This is a genomic window from Massilia norwichensis, from assembly GCF_024753245.1.
GTDB lineage: Bacteria > Pseudomonadota > Gammaproteobacteria > Burkholderiales > Burkholderiaceae_D > Telluria > Telluria norwichensis.
The window spans coordinates 106794-124313 of record NZ_JANUGX010000015.1 but is presented as its reverse complement, the minus strand read 5'-3'; the positions used below and the strand labels follow the sequence as shown (position 1 = coordinate 124313).

At 66.3% G+C, this 17520-nt stretch carries 13 protein-coding genes and 1 pseudogene; 9 read left to right on the top strand and 5 right to left on the bottom strand.

From position 1 onward, the window contains the following. Positions 1-107 precede the first annotated feature (107 nt). The 3 genes and pseudogenes from NX782_RS14165 (at position 108) to NX782_RS14155 (ending at position 5303) form a co-directional block, all read left to right on the top strand. Positions 108-947, top strand: coding sequence for a response regulator (locus tag NX782_RS14165; protein ID WP_258846116.1), 840 nt, complete (start codon positions 108-110; stop codon positions 945-947). Positions 948-1160: 213 nt separating this feature from the next. Continuing rightward, on the top strand, positions 1161-4124 hold the full coding sequence (locus tag NX782_RS14160; protein ID WP_258846115.1) for an ATP-binding protein: 2964 nt from the start codon (positions 1161-1163) through the stop codon (positions 4122-4124). A gap of 142 nt (positions 4125-4266) precedes the next feature. Then, positions 4267-5303 (top strand): annotated as a pseudogene (locus NX782_RS14155) (response regulator). A 239-nt stretch (positions 5304-5542) separates the two neighbouring features. On the opposite strand, the gene NX782_RS14145 reads toward NX782_RS14155, so the two are convergent. Beyond that, complete coding sequence (locus NX782_RS14145; protein ID WP_258846113.1) at positions 5543-5989, bottom strand: hypothetical protein; 447 nt, start codon at positions 5987-5989, stop codon at positions 5543-5545. Between the two features lie 245 nt (positions 5990-6234). Between NX782_RS14145 and NX782_RS14140 the strand changes: the two genes are divergently transcribed. Next, positions 6235-7842 (top strand): response regulator, encoded by a 1608-nt coding sequence (locus NX782_RS14140; RefSeq protein ID WP_258846112.1) that lies wholly within the window; start codon positions 6235-6237, stop codon positions 7840-7842. Between the two features lie 30 nt (positions 7843-7872). Here the strand turns inward: NX782_RS14140 and NX782_RS14135 are convergent, their stop codons facing one another. Then, positions 7873-8391 carry a hemerythrin domain-containing protein gene (locus NX782_RS14135; RefSeq protein WP_258846111.1) on the bottom strand — a complete coding sequence of 173 codons (519 nt, stop codon included), beginning with the start codon at positions 8389-8391 and terminating at the stop codon, positions 7873-7875. Positions 8392-8554: 163 nt separating this feature from the next. On the opposite strand from NX782_RS14135, the gene NX782_RS14130 reads away from it, so the two are divergent. Continuing rightward, a complete protein-coding gene (locus tag NX782_RS14130; protein ID WP_258846110.1) occupies positions 8555-9259 on the top strand; it encodes a sensor histidine kinase in 705 nt (234 codons plus the stop codon). A 231-nt stretch (positions 9260-9490) separates the two neighbouring features. On the opposite strand, the gene NX782_RS14125 is transcribed toward NX782_RS14130, so the two are convergent. Both NX782_RS14125 and NX782_RS14120 read right to left on the bottom strand, forming a co-directional pair. Continuing rightward, positions 9491-10966: an NAD(P)/FAD-dependent oxidoreductase gene (locus tag NX782_RS14125; RefSeq protein ID WP_258846109.1), complete on the bottom strand. Its 1476-nt coding sequence runs from the start codon at positions 10964-10966 to the stop codon at positions 9491-9493. Between the two features lie 77 nt (positions 10967-11043). Beyond that, positions 11044-11580, bottom strand: coding sequence for a hypothetical protein (locus NX782_RS14120; protein ID WP_258846108.1), 537 nt, complete (start codon positions 11578-11580; stop codon positions 11044-11046). A gap of 142 nt (positions 11581-11722) precedes the next feature. Between NX782_RS14120 and NX782_RS14115 the strand changes: the two genes are divergently transcribed. From NX782_RS14115 to rhlE1, 3 genes are all read left to right on the top strand, one after another. Further along, entirely contained in the window at positions 11723-12397 is a 675-nt protein-coding gene (locus NX782_RS14115) for a hypothetical protein (protein WP_258846107.1), read from the top strand. Between the two features lie 44 nt (positions 12398-12441). Then, on the top strand, positions 12442-12570 hold the full coding sequence (locus tag NX782_RS14110) for a hypothetical protein (protein WP_258846106.1): 129 nt from the start codon (positions 12442-12444) through the stop codon (positions 12568-12570). Between the two features lie 90 nt (positions 12571-12660). Then, positions 12661-13926 (top strand): RNA helicase RhlE1, encoded by a 1266-nt coding sequence (rhlE1, locus tag NX782_RS14105; RefSeq protein ID WP_258846105.1) that lies wholly within the window; start codon positions 12661-12663, stop codon positions 13924-13926. Here the strand turns inward: rhlE1 and NX782_RS14100 are convergent, their stop codons facing one another. Continuing rightward, positions 13927-15264, bottom strand: coding sequence for an MFS transporter (locus NX782_RS14100; protein ID WP_258846104.1), 1338 nt, complete (start codon positions 15262-15264; stop codon positions 13927-13929). It abuts the gene before it with no gap. Positions 15265-15399: 135 nt separating this feature from the next. On the opposite strand from NX782_RS14100, the gene NX782_RS14095 reads away from it, so the two are divergent. Next, positions 15400-17517 carry a sensor histidine kinase gene (locus NX782_RS14095; protein ID WP_258846103.1) on the top strand — a complete coding sequence of 706 codons (2118 nt, stop codon included), beginning with the start codon at positions 15400-15402 and terminating at the stop codon, positions 17515-17517. Positions 17518-17520 lie beyond the last annotated feature (3 nt).

Here is a 17520-nt window from a genome sequence, read left to right as displayed (position 1 = left end):
TGCCCGCGCCATTTCCGTCCCGTTAGGCGCGTGCGTGCGGGCTCCCCTCGCGGATTTGGTGTAGGATTTCGTTCTTTTCGTTTAGATAACAACACTTACATCCTGCCATGATCCAATCCGGTCCATCCGTCCGCTCCTCCAGCTCCTTCGACTGGTCTGCCACCCGGCTCGGCGACCCCGGTCTATGGCCGCTGCCATTGCGGATCGGCGCCGATGTCCTGTTCAATCTGCCGCTGCCCGCGCTGCTGGTGTGGGGCCGCGACATGACGGTGGTGTTCAACGAGGCCTATGCGACGCTTGCCGGCCCCGGCTACGGCAAGCTCCCGGGTGGCAACGTGCCGCCGGTGATGCCGCCGCCGCTCGCGGTGGCCGTCAACGAACTCGAGCGTGCCTGGAACGGCGAGCCGGCGATTGCCGCCGCCCGCGCCTTCGGCTTTGCCGGCGCGGCCGCCGGTCTCGAGGCCGCCCATGATCTGCACTTCACGCCGCTGCGTTCCGCCAATGGCGACGTCGACGGCGTGTTGTGCGTACTGGCGCCGGCGAGCGGGCTGAAAGGCGCCGTCGAAGAAACCGTGGCCGGGCCGCTGCGCATCCTGGTGGTGGAAGACAATGTCGACTCCCAATACCTGGTCTGCGAGATGCTGCGCGCCTTCGGCCACGAAGCCGACGGCGTGGGCCACCCGGACGATGCGCTGGCCCGGCTGGCGGCCGGCCGCTACGACGTCCTGTTCACCGACGTCAGCCTGCCCGGCATGTCGGGGGTCGAACTGGCGCGCAAGGCGGTTGCCGATGCCCCGGCCATGCAGGTGATCTTTGCCTCGGGCTACGGCGATACGCTGCTGCGCCATGTCGAGTTTCCCTACTTGTCGCTGCAAAAACCCTACGAACTCGACCAGCTCCAGGCCGCACTCGACAAAGTGTCGGGCCAGAAGCAGGCACGCACCTGAAGCGGGCAACAGTGTGCATCAAACCGCCTGGGCTGGGCTATTATTCGTGGACGGCTTGCCATGCACGCAGGGCGGGACCGTCTGCGCCTCCCGCGCAGCAGGCCCTCATGCACGTCCACAGCCACGGAACATGATTCGACCCGCTTTCATCGGCAGTACCCACCGCCCCACCGCGCCGCGCCGGCCCGGCACGGCCGCAGCACGGGAGGTGCGATGAGCGACGATCTGAACCAGGCCAGGGAAGCCCTGCGCCGCGCCAACGAGCGCATGGAAAACATGCTCGAGAGCCTGAGCGACGGCTTCTGCGCCGTCGATCACGACTGGCGCATTACGTATATCAACGGCCGCGCGCTGAGCATGCTGGCGCCGCTGGCCCGCACCCGTACCGACCTGGTCGGGCGCGACCTGTGGGAAGCCTTCCCCGAACTGCACGGCACCCAGCTCGAAACCCTGTATCGCCAGGCCATGCAGGAGCACCGGACCGGGATGCTCGAATTCTTCTACCCCGCGCTGCGGCGCTGGTTCGAAGTCCGCGCCCACGCCACGCCCGACGGCCTGACCCTCTACTTCCAGGACATCGACCGCCGCAAGGCCGACCAGCAGGCGCTCTTGCTCAGCAACAGCCGCCTGCAGGTGGCCCTGGCCGCCGGCGGCCTCGGCGATTGGCGCTGGGATGCCGCGAGCGACCGCCTGACCCTGGGCGAGCGCGCCGCCGCCATCTTCGGCCTGCCGGCCGAGATCCCGCTGGCCTGGACCGAACTGCGTGCCCGCCTCGATCCGAACGACCGCGAAGCCGTGCGCCGCGCCGTGCTGCAGGCCTTTGCCGGCCAGAGCGAGCTCGAACTGGAATGCCGCCTGCTCGGCGAGAATGGCGAGACGCGTTGGGTGACCCTGGTCGGACGCGCCGACTACGCCGACCCGACCCGCCGCGAAGGCGTGCTCGGCATGACCGGCGTGGTGCAGGACATCAGCGCCCGCAAGAGCGCCGAAGACACCCTGCGCCAGAGCGAGGAAGTGCTGCGCGCCCTGGCCAACACGATTCCCCAGCTGGCCTGGATGGCCCAGGCCGACGGCGCCATCGTCTGGTTCAACGAACGCTGGTTCGACTACACCGGCACCACGCCCGACCAGGTGGTCGGCTGGGGCTGGCAATCGACCTGCGAACCGAGCGTGCTGCCGCTGGTGCTGGAGCGCTGGCAGGCCAGCGTGCGCAGCGGCGATCCTTTCGAGATGGAATACCCGATCCGCGGCGCCGACGGCAAATACCGCTGGTTCCTGACGCGCGTGAATCCGGTACGCGACCGTCACGGACGGGTGGTGCGCTGGTTCGGCACGAATACCGACGTCGACGAAGTCAAGCGCGCCGAGCAGGCGCTGCGCGACGAATCGCACGTGCTCGAGCTGTTGAACAGCACCGGCAGCGCCCTCGCCTCCACACGCGAACTGCACGCGCTGCTGCAGGCCGCCACCGACGCCGCCACCGGTATCGCCGGCGCCCGCCACGGCGCTTTCCTGTATGTCGGCCGCGACGGCAGCGAGGACAAGCTGTTCTCGCTGTACACGGTCTCCGGCGCCAGCACCGTCGAATTCGAACCCTTCGGCGACCATGGCTCGAACGCCCTGTTCGGGCCGGGCGTGCCGGACCTGGGGCTGATCCGCGCCGACGACATCTCCAGGGACCCGCGTTTCCAGAGCCGCTCGCCGTTCGGGCTGCCGGCCGGGCATCCGCCAGTGCGCAGCTACCTGGCGGTGCCGGTGGTGGCGCATTCCGGCGAGGTGCTGGGCACCATGTTCTTCGGCCATCCGGAAGCCGGCGTATTCACCGAACGCACCGAGCGCATCGTGCGCGGTATTGCCGCCCAGGCCGCGGTCGCGATCGACAATGCGCGCCTGTACGAGGCGGCCCAGCGCGCCGCCGAGGAGCGCAAGGTGCTGCTCGAGAACGAGTGCCTGGCGCGCGCCGAGGCGGAACGTACCAGCCAGATGAAGGACGAGTTCCTGGCCACGCTGTCGCACGAGCTGCGCACGCCGCTGTCGGCGATTCTCGGCTGGGCCCAGGTGCTGCGCCGCGGCGGACGCGACCAGAACGACCTGGCCAAGGGCTTGCAAACCATCGAGCGCAACGCCCGCGCCCAGGCCCAGCTGATCGAGGACTTGCTGGACATGAGCCGGATTACCTCGGGCAAGGTGCTGCTCGACATGCAGGTGATCGGCCCGACCGGCTTCATCGACGCCGCGGTCGAAACCGTGCGTCCGGCGGCCGACGCCAAGAACATCCGCATCGAGAAGCATTACACGGGCGAGCCGGGCCTGGTCGCCGGCGATCCGGCGCGCCTGCAGCAGGTGGTGTGGAACCTGTTGTCGAACGCGATCAAGTTCACCCCGCGCGACGGCCTGGTCGAAGTCATCCTGGCGCGCAACGACGCCAACGTGGTCATCACCGTGCGCGACAACGGTGCCGGCATCAAGCCCGAGTTCATCACCCATGTGTTCGAGCGCTTCCGCCAGGCCGACGCCTCGATGACGCGCCGCCATGGCGGCCTGGGCCTGGGTCTGGCCATCGTCAAGCAATTGATCGAACAGCATGGCGGCACTGTACGCGCCGAGAGCCCCGGCGAAGGCCGCGGCGCCAGCTTCACCATCGAATTGCCGTTGACCAAGCAGCAGCCGGCGCCGGCCCGTTCCGCGCGCGCCGCGATGATCCTGCCGAACCCGAGCACGCCGGACATGACGGTACGCAACCTCAACGGCGTCGACGCCCTGGTGGTCGACGACGACCGCGACAACCGCGAACTGATCAAGCGCATCCTGACCGATTGCGGTGCGAGCGTGCACGTGGCCGCCAGCGCGCGCGAAGCCTTTGCCCGCTTCCAGGAAACGGCGCCGAATCTCCTGATCAGCGACCTCGGCATGCCCGACGTCGACGGTTTCGAGCTGCTCGACTGGATTCGTCACCTGCCGCGCGAACAGGGCGGCCATGTGCCGGCCATCGCGCTGACCGCGTTCGCCCGCTCGGAAGACCGGCTGCGGGCGCTCGAAGCCGGGTTCTCGGCGCATATTTCGAAACCGGTCGAGCCCAGCGAATTGATCGCGACCGTGGCCTCGGTAGTCGGCCCGACGGCGCCGCTGGTGCACCGTGTGGCAGCGCCTGCCGTGGGCCAAAATAGCGTCCGCTAACATGTGTTGCTGTTCCTACCAACGCACGCGGCGCTGTCCTACAAGAAATTCTGCGGCATTTGCTAGACTGTGAAAAGTTGTAGTAAGGTGGGTTCGGAGCAATACTGTCCGGACCGTCAGCCTTGATTTGACGAGAGTAAGCATGCCCAGCCGCCAAGACATTCTGAACGCAAAGATTTTGGTTGTAGACGATTCGCCCGACAATATCGAACTCATGGAGGAGATATTGAAGGAAGAAGGCTACACCGACGTCAGCTCGACGATGCTGCCGGAGCAGGTATGCCCATTGCATCGCGAACACAACTACGATCTGATCCTCCTCGACCTGCAAATGCCTGGCCTGAATGGTTTCCAGGTGATGAAGGGACTGAAGGAAATTGAACAAGGCGGTTATTTGCCGGTATTGGCCCTGACGGCCCAGCCGAGTTTCAAGATCGCGGCCCTCGAAGCCGGCGCCCGCGACTTCATCAGCAAACCTTTCGATCTGCTGGAAGTGCACAAGCGCATCCATAACATGCTCGAAGTGCGCCTGCTCTACAAGGAACTGGCCCAGTACAGCCGTGCCCAGCAGGAACTGGCGCTGCACGACGCCCTCACCGGCCTGCCCAACCGCCGGCTGCTGGAAGACCGCATCGAGACCGCGCTGCAGCACGCCAACCGCAACCACCACAAGGCGGCGGTCATGTACCTGGACCTGGACGGTTTCAAGGCGATCAACGACACCTACGGCCACGCCTATGGCGACGAGATCCTGAAGATGGTGTCGCAGCGCCTGCTGTCCAATTCCCGCAAGGAAGACACGGTGGCGCGCCTGGGCGGCGACGAATTCATCGTCCTGCTCGGCGACATCCACAGCCTGGGCGACGCCCAGGGGCCGGCCGCCAAGCTGGTCGAGGCGCTGTCCGAGCCCTTCTTCATCAACGACCTGACCCTGCAGCTGTCGACCAGTATCGGCATCAGCATGTATCCATCGGCATCAGCATGTATCCGGACGATGCCGAAAACGTTACCGACCTGATCAGCATCGCCGACTACGCCCTGTACGAAGCCAAGCGCGCCGGCAAGAACCGCTACTGCGCGAACGGCAATGCGGCCCGCCAGGCGGCCCAGGCCGTGAAGCCCTCCGTACCGCCGGTGAACTCGCCGTCGGCACCGGCGGAGCTGGCGCAGCATCGCTGATCAATTAAATAGGCGGTACTCCCGAATCTTCCAACGTCGTTCCCGCCTGCACGTCATTCCCGCGCAGGCGGGAATCCATACCGAATATCCGGAGTCGTGTACTCCGGAATCGCCGAAATTCATCCAATATACAGAATTCTGATACTCAGCATGGATTCCCGCTTGCGCGGGAATGACGTACGCAAAAAAAACAGGCGCAGCCGTTTCCAGATGCGCCTGCCTCTACAACAAACGGAAAATCAGGCCGCGCCGGCCGTCTTCTCCCCGCCCGGTCCAAGTGCATTCGAACCGATGGTTTGCTGGTTGTGCGCCTCGATGGCGGCGGCGCCCTGGTGATCCGAGCTGGCGTCGACCTTTTCCGGCGCCACTTCGATGCGGGTGATGCTGGATTCGATCGCCACCGGGTCGCTGGCCGGGAAGGTCATCTCGACGGCGTCGTCGATCAGGGCTTCTTTGGCGACATTGCTGCTCGGCTCAGACTCGGCCGAAGCCATGGTGCGGATGGCACGGGCCCATTTGACGGCCTTGAGTTCTGCGAGCTCACCGATGGTGTTGATGCCGAAGGCGTCGCGCAGAGCGGTGGCCTGCTGCTCGGTCATGCCGCGCAGGGCCGTGACTGGCTGGTCAACCAGTTCGCGGAAGCATTTGTCGTGGTGCGTATCGTTAACGATGATTTGAATATTCATGGTTGTCCTTTCAAGTTGTCGCCTGTCGTTTTCACTATCTCACAAACTTCCGCACTGCGTATGTGCGGCACCGAACCGTGTTCCAAGGGCGCGCACGATTGATTTTTTGTCTTTATTTGGCCGTGTTATCATGACCAATTGCAACACTTTTTGCAGATTTATTTTGCAATGGGAAACCATCTGCTATCCTTTGCAAAGTTTGTGAATACAGCGCCTCGACCACCCGTCTGACAGCCCGACAAGCCGTGCCCAACACCGATAAGCCAAAGATCCTCGTCGTCAACGACGATGCCGCCAGTCTGCTGGCGCTCACCAGCCTGCTCGATCAGTGGGCCGAGGAAAGCCACTATGAAGTGCTGTCGGCCCGGTCGGGCCAGGATGCGCTGCGCCAGGTCCTGCGCCACGATTTCGCCGTGATCCTGCTGGACGTGAACATGCCCGGCATGGACGGCTTCGAAACCGCCGAAGCGATCCACCAGCGCCCGCGCTCGGCCGACATCCCGATCATCTTCGTCACGGCTTTCCTGGCCGACGAGATCGACCGCCTGAAGGCTTACCAGCGCGGCGCCGCCGACTTCCTGTTCACGCCGGTCATTCCGCAGGTGCTGCGCGCCAAGGTGCAGGTGTTCGTGGCGCTGGCCACCAAGAACGAGCAGCTCAAGCGCCAGGCCGAAAAGCTGTCGCAGCGCACCACCGAGCTGACCGCCACCAACAAGCGCCTGGTGCGCGAAATGGAAGAACGCCGCGCAGCCGAGCGCAAAAGCAGCGCCAAGGACGAATTCCTGGCGATGCTGGGGCACGAGCTGCGCAATCCGCTGTCGGCCATCAGCAGCGCCTCTTCCCTGCTCGGCATGCCGGGCGCCGGCGCCGAATCGGTGTCGCGCGCGCGCCTGATCATCCAGCGCCAGACCCAGCACCTGTCGCGCATCGTCGACGACCTGCTGGACCTGTCGCGCGCGATGTCGGGCAAGATCCTGCTGTCCAGGAAGCGCATCGACATCGGCCCGCTGGTCTCGAGCTGCCTGGACACCTTCCGCGCCACCGGCCGCACCGCCGGCTACCAGCTGGACAGCCGGATAAACGCCGGCTGGGTCGACGGCGACCCGACGCGCCTGGAGCAGATCGCCACCAACCTGATCGACAATGCGCTGAAATACACGCCGGGCGGCGGCCAGATCGAGATTGCCGTCGACAGCGTCGGCGAGGACGTCGTGCTGACCGTGCGCGATTCCGGGGTCGGCATTCCGCCTGACCTGCTGCCGCAGGTGTTCGACGTATTCGTGCAGGGTTCGATCTCGATCGACCGTTCGCAGGGCGGGCTGGGTATCGGCCTGTCGCTGGTGCGGCGCCTGGTCGAGCTGCATGGCGGCAGCGTCAGCGCCACCAGCGGCGGCAGCGGCAAGGGCTCGACCTTCGAGATCCGTCTGCCGCGCGCCGAACCGACCGCGGCGATCGACGCGCCGGCCAGTACCGTCGCGGCCGCGGCCAAGCCGACCGTGCTGCTGATCGAAGACAATGACGATGGCCGCGAGATGATGGCGACCATGCTGGGTTCCTATGGGTATCCGGTACTGCAGGCGCGCGATGGCCTGGAAGGCGTGCGGCTGGCCTGCGCCGAGCTGCCCGGCGTGGCCCTGGTCGATATCGGCTTGCCCGGCATCGACGGCTACGAAGTGGCACGCCGGCTGCGCCAGCATCCGGACACGGCCGACATCCGCCTGATCGCCCTCACCGGCTATGGCCTGGCCGAAGACCAGCGCCGGGTGCTGGAAGCGGGCTTCGACCTGCACCTGGTCAAGCCGGTGGACCTGGTCACCCTGCTCCAGCAGCTGGCCGAGCCGGCCAACGCATAAAAGAAAAGCCTGCAATCGCAGGCTTTTTTGTTACAGGGTCGACAGGATTTCCTGCTTGCGCTGCGCCATTTCCTGGCCCAGCGCCACCATGTCCAGGCCGCTCTTCTTGGCCTGCTTGAACATCTCTTCTTCCTCTTCCTTGACGTGGTGCTCGATTTCCTCGCCCAGCACCTTGACCTTGGCGTCGTACAGGTCTTCGTCCGGATCCATTTCCTGCAGTTGCTTGATCAGGTCCTTGGCGGCCTGGTGCTCGACCACGGCTTCGTCGACCATGTCGTCGGAATCCTTCACATCCTCGCGCACCGCCGGATAGAAGATTTCTTCTTCGATCTGGGTGTGGGCGATCAGTTCGTTGCAGATCTTCTGCACCAGCTTCTGCTTGCTGGCCTTGGCGCGATCGCTCAGTTCCTCGAATTGCTTGAACATCTCGGAGACTTCGCGGTGGTCGGCGGTCAGCAGCGCGATCGCGTCCTGGCCGGTGATGCCGGCAGCCTGGATGGCGGCGTTTTTGGCGGCGTTGCCGGAAGTGGCATTGGACTTGGTGGTCATGGTATTTCCCCCTTGTGATTGGATAGCTGCGCTTGAAGCAGTGACAACAGCTTCGCCCAAGACTACCCCCGCGACTGTACGGAAACACACATTCGGTATTTCCTGCGCGCCGTCCCAAGCCAAGCTGTTGTATCATTTTGGGAAACATTAATTGGTTGCTTTTATGAAAGCTTCGGCACCCCTCCCCCCTTCACCCGCTCAGGATGGCGACCCGGCCGCGCGCGTCGCGGAACTGACCGAGCTGCTCGGCCATCTCACGACCTGCTGGGACGAGGAGCGCCGCCAGCTGGCGCGCCGCCTGCACGACAGCCTCGGCTCGTCGATGACGGCGCTGACCATGCACCTGGGCCTGCTGTCTTCGCACCTGAAGGAACAGCCGCAGCGCGACCGCGCCGCGCAGATGAAGCAGCTGCTCAACAACATCATCGAAACCAACCGCAAGATGCAGCTGGCGCTGTGGAACGACAAACTCGAATTCCTCGGCCCGAAGGCGGCCATCGCCGAGCTGGTGGTGGAATGGGGCCGCGAGCACGGCATCAAGGCGCGCGCCAGCCTGCCGGACGAGGAACCCGAGTATTCACGTGCGCAGGGCGTGGCCCTGCTGCGCGCCGCCGAGGAAGGCCTGCGCAACATCGCCGCGCACGCCCAGGCCAGCGAAGTCGAGGTGATCCTCGACGACGACGGCGATCAGGCAATGCTGACGGTGCGCGACAACGGTGTCGGACCGGCGACGGACGCGGGAGCGTCGATGCGCTGCCACGGCCTGCGCCTGCTGCGCGAGCGCGCCGGCCTGCTGGGCGGCAGCCTGACCCTCGGACCGGGGCCGGAAGGCGGCACGGCGCTGACCCTGATCCTGCCGAAGCAATAGACCAACGTCGCTTCCGCTAAAGAAACAACGTCATTCCCGCCAAAGAAACAACTTCATTCCCGCGAAAGAAACAACGTCATTCCCGCGAAAGAAACAACGTCATTCCCGCGCAGGCGGGAATCCAAGTTGTACATGTCTCGACGGCTTGTCGAACTTGGGTTCCCGCCTGCGCGGGAACGACGGTGTATTTCGCGGGAACGACGGTGTATTTCGCCGGAACGACGGGGTAGTTCAGTGCAGCTTGACCAGCGGCGTCGTCCGCCGGATCAGGAAGCGCGCCACCGCCAGCACCCCAGTCCGCATCGAGCCCAGGATGGCCTGGTGATGCATCAGGTGCAGGCTCAGGTACATGATGCGCGCCATGAAGCCTTCCACGAACCAGGTCGCGCGTAGCGAGCCCATCAGATTGCCGACCGTGGTCCGGTGACCGATCGAGACCAGCGAACCGTAATCCTTGTAGACGTAGGGGTCTTTCGGCGGCGGATGCCCCTTTTCCATGTTCATGAAGGTTTTCAGCAGGTAATCCGCCTGCTGGTGCGCGGCCTGGGCGCGCGGCGGTACCGGCTTGCCGCTGCCGTCGACGCAGGCGGCGCAATCGCCCAGCGCATACACCCCTTCCACGCCCTTGACCCGGAGGTGACCATCGACTTCGATGGCGCCGCCCTTGGTGACCGGCAGCCCCAGCGAGCCGAGGAATTCCGGCGCGCGGATACCGGCCGCCCACACGCAGATGTCGGACGGATAGATCTGGCCCGCATTGTCGGTCACGCGATGGGCGTCGATCTGCGTGACCCGGCAGTTGGTGACCACGCGGATCGCGCGTTCGTCGAGCAGGCGCGTGGCCGAAGCGGACACCCGTTCGGGCAACGGCGCCAGGATGCGCGGCGCCCCCTCGAGCAAGGTGATGCGCACGTCGCGCTGCACCTGCAGGCGATTGAAACCGTAGGCGGCGTAGGCGCCGGAAGCTTCGCGCAGCTCGGCGGCCAGTTCGACGCCGGTGGCGCCGCCGCCGATGATCACGATGTCCAGCCCGCTGGCGGGACGGTTCGGGACCAGGCCGGCGTCCGTGACCGCGGTGTCGCCGGCGGCGTTGGCGCTCAGGGTCGCGTCCGCGGTGGCCGAACGCGCCCCGGCCCCGGCCGCATCGGATGCGACCACGCCGGATTCGAAGGTGCCGCTGCCGACCGCCTTGGCGACCGCCACGCCCGGATTCGACGCGCCCTCGCCCTTGGCCTCGGCGGCCTGGGCCAGCAGGCGCAACAGGCGCAGGCGGAAGCGCTCCGCATCCTCGGTGGCGTTCAGGGAAATCGTGTGTTCGCGCGCGCCGGGCACGCCGAAGTAATTGGAGGTGCTGCCGACCGCGATCACCAGCTTGCCGTAGGAAATGGTGCGAGCGGGAAAGATCTCTTCGCCATCGCTGGCGGCGCTCACCGCGCCCACGGCGATGGTTCGCGCGCCGTGATCGAGCGCCGTCATGGCGCCGTACACGAAGGTGAATCCGCGGTCATGGGCCAGCATCTGGTAGGACAGGCCCTCCTGGTGGATGTCCAGGGTGCCGGCCGCCACCTCGTGCAGCGAGGGCTTCCAGACGTGGTAGAGCCGGCTGTCGACCAGCATCACCTTCGACGGGCCCAGCTTGCGGCCCAGCTTGCAGGCGAGTTCAAGCCCGCCTGCCCCGCCTCCTACGATCACGATCTCGCTATGCAAATCTACCTCCTTGTCGGGCTAACAAGGGCAGTTTACTACGGAGGCGGAAAAGCCGCTGGCGCGGCCGAACCGGCTCTTCAGTCGTGACCGCGGCCGTGGCCGCCGCCATGACCTTCGCCGTGACCGTGACCGCGTCCTGGACCGTCGCCATGGCCGCGGCCGTGCTCTTCCCAACGGCCCGGTCCGCCGTGACCACGGCCGTGGCCGCGGTCATGGTCGCGGTACTCGACGCGCTCGACCACACGCACGTCCGGACGGCGGCCGCCGTGGCCATGGAAGTGTTCGCGGTAGCGCGGCACATAGGTGTTGGTGTACCAGTCGTCGCGCACGAACAGCACCCGACGGCCGCAGGCATCGTAGCGGCCGCAGAATTTGGACCAGTGCTTGCGGTGGCCCGGCGGGACACGCAGATAGATCGGCTCGGCCACGTAGTGCGGCGCCTGGCGCACGATCACCGGCTGCGGGGCGTACAGCACGGGCCGCGGCGCGAAATCGCCGATGTCGACGCGGCCGTAGAAGCCGGGCTGGCCGACGCTGATGCTGACATTGGTCTGGGCCAGGGCCGGGACCACGGATGCGGCGGCAAGCGCCAAACCGAAGACGATGTTCTTCATGGGTTTCCCTCCATATAACAATGTGGCGAGTTTACCAAACGAAATGTTGCGTTCAGTACGCTGCAACACATAATTACATCCGTTACCGATACAATCGCCTGCTGCACTCCCTTTTCTCCTCCCGAATCCTGAAGGCAAAACGATGTTCCTGAAATACCTCCCGCTGGCTGGCGCCCTCCTCCTCACCGGCGCCGCCCAGGCGCAGGTCGGCATCACCGCGGACCTCGGCACCACCGGCGCCGGCTTCCACCTGGTCGTTCCGATGGAAAGTAACCTGAACGGCCGCTTCGGCGCCAACATGTTCAACCACAACTTCGACCGCACTACCGGCGGCGTCGACTATGCGATCAAGGGCGAGCTGCAAACCTTCGATGTCCTGTTCGACTGGTATCTGCGCGACGGCAGCCCCTTCCACCTGACCGGCGGCCTGGTCTACAACGGCAACCGCTTCGACGCCACCGCCCAGGGCAACCAGCTGGGCCAGCTCACGCTGAACGGCCATACCTATTCGACCGCCAGCGCCGGCATCCTGAAAGGCCGCATCGACTACCGCAAGGCCGCGCCCTACCTCGGCATCGGCTGGGGCAATGCGCTGGCGAACACGAACAAAAGCCACTGGAGCTTCAACGCCGACCTCGGCGCCTTCTTCATGGGCAACCCGAACGTGAACCTGGGCAGCTATGGCTGCACGGTCTCGAAGGAAGCCTGCGAGATCCTGTTCAAGGACGTCGCGGTCGAGCGCCTGCGCCTGGCGGATGACGTCGACAGCCTGAAGGTCTACCCGGTGCTGCGCGCCAGCCTGAACTACCGCTTTTGATTTATCCGGCGTTCGGCGCTAGGATAAGTGCAAGGAGGGACATCATGCACAAGCATCCTTTGCGCTGGAGCCTGCTGGTCCTGGTCTGCCTGATGGCGGTGGCCTGCCAGGACCGGCGCGAACCGGTCAAGCCGACGGTCGACCTGTCGGCCTCGGTCCTCATCGCGCCCTGAGCCCGGCGCCCCACGCCCGGCGATTGCCGCCGCACACGTCTGCGGCACGGTACACTATCGCCTTCTCACCAATAACAAGATTCCCTGCCCATGTCGTTTGCTTCGCTCGGCCTGATCGACCAGATCGTCCGCACCCTCGAGTCCCTTTCCTATAAAGCGCCCACTGCCGTGCAGTCGCAGGCGATTCCGGCCGTGCTGGCCGGCCGCGACGTGATGGCCGCCGCCCAGACCGGCACCGGCAAGACCGCCGGCTTCGCCCTGCCGCTGCTGCAGCGGCTGGTAATGGACGGGATGCAGGTGAATAGCAACTCGGCACGCGCCCTGGTGCTGGTACCGACCCGCGAGCTGGCCGAGCAGGTGCACGAAAGCGTGCGCGCGTATGGCGCAGGCCTGCCGCTGCGCACCATGGTCGCCTACGGCGGCGTCAGCATCAATCCGCAGATGATGCGCTTGCGTAAGGGCGTCGACGTGCTGGTGGCCACGCCCGGCCGCCTGCTCGACCTGCAGCGTCAGAACGCGCTGCGCATGAACCAGGTGCAGACCCTGGTGCTGGACGAAGCCGACCGCATGCTCGACCTCGGCTTCTCGCGCGACATCGACCAGTTGCTGGCCCTGCTGCCCAAGCGCCGCCAGACCCTGCTGTTCTCGGCCACCTTCTCGGACCCGATCCGCACCTTGGCCACCAAGCTGCTGCGCGACCCGGTCAGCATCGAAGCCACGCCGCGCAACACGACGGTCAAGGCGATCCGCCAGTGGATCGTCCCGGTCGACAAGAAGCGCAAGCCCGAACTGTTCCTGCACCTGCTGAAGCGCCACGCCTGGCCGCAGGCGCTGGCCTTCGTCAAGACCCGCAAGGGCGTCGACCAGCTGGTCGAGCTGCTCGAAGCGAAAGGTATCTCAGCCGACTCGATCCACGGCGATAAACCGCAGCCGGCACGCCTGCGTGCGCTGGAGCGTTTCAAGGCCGGCGAAGTGAAAATCCTGGTCGCCACCGACGTCGCCGCGCGCGGCCTCGACATCGACGAGCTGCCGGTGGTGGTCAACGTCGACCTGCCGATCGTCGCCGAGGACTATGTGCACCGCAGCGGCCGCACCGGCCGCGCCGGCGCCTCGGGCGAAGCCGTGTCGCTGGTCTGCGCCGACGAAGTGCAGCAACTGGCGGCGATCGAGATGCTGACGAAGCAGACGCTGGAGCGCCGCGAGGAACCCGGCTTCGCGCCCGATCACCGGGTGCCGGAGACGAATGCCAGCGGCCAGATCGTCAAAAAGCCCAAGAAGCCGAAGAAAGGCAAACCAGGCGCGCCGACGAAGGGCGACGCGCCGGTGGTGCAGGAGGATGTGCGCTTCCGGCGTTGATCAAGCCTTCATCTCGGCATCGATCTGCGACTGCTTGCTGGTGTCGCGCATGAACCAGCAGACGATCAGGGTGCAGGCGATCACCGCGGTCGCGTACCAGTAGAAACCGCTCTCCATCTGCTCCGACTTGAACCACAGCGCCAGGTACTCGGCGGTGCCGCCGAACACCGACACCGCGAAGGCGTAGGGCACGCCGACGCCGGTGGCGCGGATCGAGGCCGGGAACAGCTCGGCCTTCACCAGCGCATTGATCGAGGTGTAGCCGCTGACGATGATCCAGGCGCAGGCGATCAGGAGGAAGGCTTCCCACGGGCCGGTGGCATTGCGGATCGCGGTCAACAGCGGCACCGTGAACAGGGTGCCGAGCAGCGCGAAGCCCACCAGCAGCGGACGGCGGCCGATGCGGTCGGACAGCGCGCCGTACAGCGGCTGCAGACACATCGCGAACAGCAGCGAGGCGGCCGAGACGGCGGTGGTCTGGGCATCGGTCAGGCCGACCGACAGGCGCAGGAACTTCTGCATGTAGGTGGTGTAGACGTAGAAGGCCAGCGTGCCGCCCATGGTCAGGCCGACCACCAGCAGGACTTCCTTCGGGTGCTGGGCCAGCTGCTTCAGGCCGCCCATCGGCTTGGCCTTCTTGCGCGCGGCTTCGAAGGACTGGGTCTCCGGCATGTCGTGGCGCATGCGCAGGGCCAGCAATGCCAGGCAGGCGCCGACCACGAAGGGAATGCGCCAGCCCCAGGCCTTCAGCTGTTCGGCATCGAGCAGGTAGCGCTGCAGGACCAGCAGCAGGAGCAGCGCCATCAGCTGGCCGCCGATCAGGGTCACGTACTGGAAGCTGGTGTAGAAGCCGCGGTGCTTCGAATCCGCCATCTCCGACAGGTAGGTCGCGCTGGCGCCGTACTCGCCGCCCAGGCTCAGGCCCTGCAGCAGGCGCGCCAGCAGCAGGATGCAGGGCGAGAGGATGCCGGCCGTCGCATAGGTCGGCGCGCAGGCGATCAGCAGGGAGCCGAAGCACATCAGCAGCACGGAGGTCATCAGCGCCTTCTTGCGGCCCAGGCGGTCGCCGATGTGGCCGAACAGGATGCCGCCGATCGGGCGCACGAAGAAGCCGAGGGCGAAGATGCCGGCCGTGGACATCATCTGCGCGGTCGGGTCCTGCTTCGGGAAGAAGGAACTGGCGAAGTACAGCGCGAAGGCCGAATAGCAGTAGAAGTCGAACCACTCGACCAGGTTGCCGGCGGAGCCGACGAAGATCGCGCGCAGGCGCTTGCCGGAAATGCGTTCGCCGGCCTCGACACGGTCGTCGAGGGCCGTTTTTGTCGTGACAGTGTTCATTGTTGTCTCCTCTTTTTGAAGGCCTCCACTATCGCGGCAGGCAGGCCGGCGCGCATCCGCAATCTCGTCGCCGCGGCCTCCGTAAAACTACGGAGGGGTGTTTTCAAGCGCCGGTGCAGCTGTTATCGTCTGCCGATGTTCATCACTCACCATTGGCGCAAGCTGCTGGCCGCCGTCGCCGCGCTGGTCCTGATCGCGGCCTCGGGAAGCTGGGCCGAGCAGCGCGAACTGCAATCCCGGACCGAAGCCCTGCGCCAGGCCGCCGCCGCCAACGCGCTGGGCCTGCGCGGTATCGTCGAGAAGCACAATTTCCTGCCGCACGCCGCCGCCCGCCACCCGGACGTGCAGCAGCTGCTGCGCACGCCAAGCGACGCGGCCCTGCAGGCGCGCGTCAACGCCTACTTCGCCGACCTGCAGTCGACCACCGGCGCCGCCGCGCTGTATCTGGTCGACCGCGCCGGACTCACCCTCGCCGCCAGCAACTGGAACCTGCCGTCCAGCTTCGTCGGCCAGTCCTACCGCCAGCGCCCGTATTTCGAAGACGCGCTGCAGGGCCGGCGCGGCCTGTTCTATGGCCTCGGCCTCACCACTGGCCAGTCCGGCCTGTTCATCGCGGAACCCGTGCGAGCACAGGGCGCGATCGTCGGCGTCATGGTGGTCAAGATCAGCCTGGAGCCGCTGCAGGCGGCCTGGATGCGCGGCCCCGAGCCGGTGCTGCTGCGGGATAGCCGCGGCATCGTGTTTCTGAGCGCCGTGCCGGCCTGGCTGTTCCACGCGATCCGTCCGGTCCCGCCGGCGGAGGCGCGCTGGGTGGCCGAGCACGGCCAGTACGGCAGCCGCGGGCGCTTCGAGATCCTGCCCTGGCAGATCCAGCCGCGCAGCGACACGCCCGGCTACGTCCTGCGCACCGACGTCGACGGCCGCCGCATGAAGCTGCTGGCCCTGGACACGCCGCTGCCGGAGCTGGGCTGGACCCTGACCGTCACCACCGACATGAAGGAAGTGCTGCAGGCGCGCCAGGCCGCGCTCGCGCTCGGCGCACTGGCGGCGGCGCTGCTGCTGCTCGGCGTGCTGTACTTGCGCCTGCGCGAAAAACGCTTCGTCGAGCAGCGCGCCGCGCGGCTCGAGCTGGAACGCCGGGTCGAAGAGCGCACCCGCGACCTCGAGGAAGCCCACGCCTTCCGCAAGGCGATGGAAGACTCGCTGCTGGTGGGCATGCGGGCGCGCGACCCGGACGGCAAGATCATCTACGTCAATCCGGCCCTGTGCGCGATGGTCGGCTACAGCGCGGAAGAACTGCTCGGGCGCCGCCCGCCCTACCCCTACTGGCACCCGGACGACCTGGAGAAGCAGGCGCGCGAAAGCGACGACGCCCTGCAGGGACGGGCCGCGCCGCACGGCTTCGAATCGCGTATCCGCCACAAGGACGGGCACGACGTGATCACCATGGTCTACGCGGCGCCGCTGGTCGACGCCCAGGGCGTGCACCGCGGCTGGATGAGCTCCGTGGTCGACATCACCGCCCAGAAGCAGGCCGAGGCCCGGCAGCGCGACCAGGAATTGCGCCTGCAGCGCAGCGCGCGCCTGGCGAGCGTCGGCGAGATGGCTTCCACGCTGGCACACGAACTGAACCAGCCGCTGATGGCGCTGTCGAATTTCGCGGTCGCGGCGCGCGCCCTTGCCGCGCGCGGGGCCGCCGACATGCTGCCCGGGGCGCTGGACGAGATCGTGGAGCAGTCGAAGCGCGCCAGCGAAATCGTCAAGCGGGTGCGCGCCTTCATCAACCCGCAGCGGGCGCATTATGAAAACCTGACCATGGCGAGCGTCGTCACCCACGTCGAGACGCTGCTCAAGCCCGAGCTGCAAGGCCAGGACATCGCCTTGCGCCTGACGCTGGACGGCGCCGACGCCCCGCTGCGCGGCGACCGGGTGCTGCTCGAACAGGTGCTGGTCAACCTGATCCACAATGCGATGCACGCGATACAGGACCGGCCCAAGCCCCGCATCATCGAGCTCGGGACCCGCCGCGTCGATGAAGGACTGCGGGTCAGCGTCGCCGACCGCGGGCCCGGCATTCCGCCCGAGCAGATGGAACAGGTGTTCGCCCCCTTCTTCACCACCCGGGCCGACGGCCTGGGCCTGGGATTGAACATCTGCCGCACCATCGTCGAAGCCCACGGCGGTTTCATGACCGTCGAAAACCGCCCGGACGGCGGCGCCGCCTTTTCCTTCACGCTGCCTGCGCTATCATGAGCA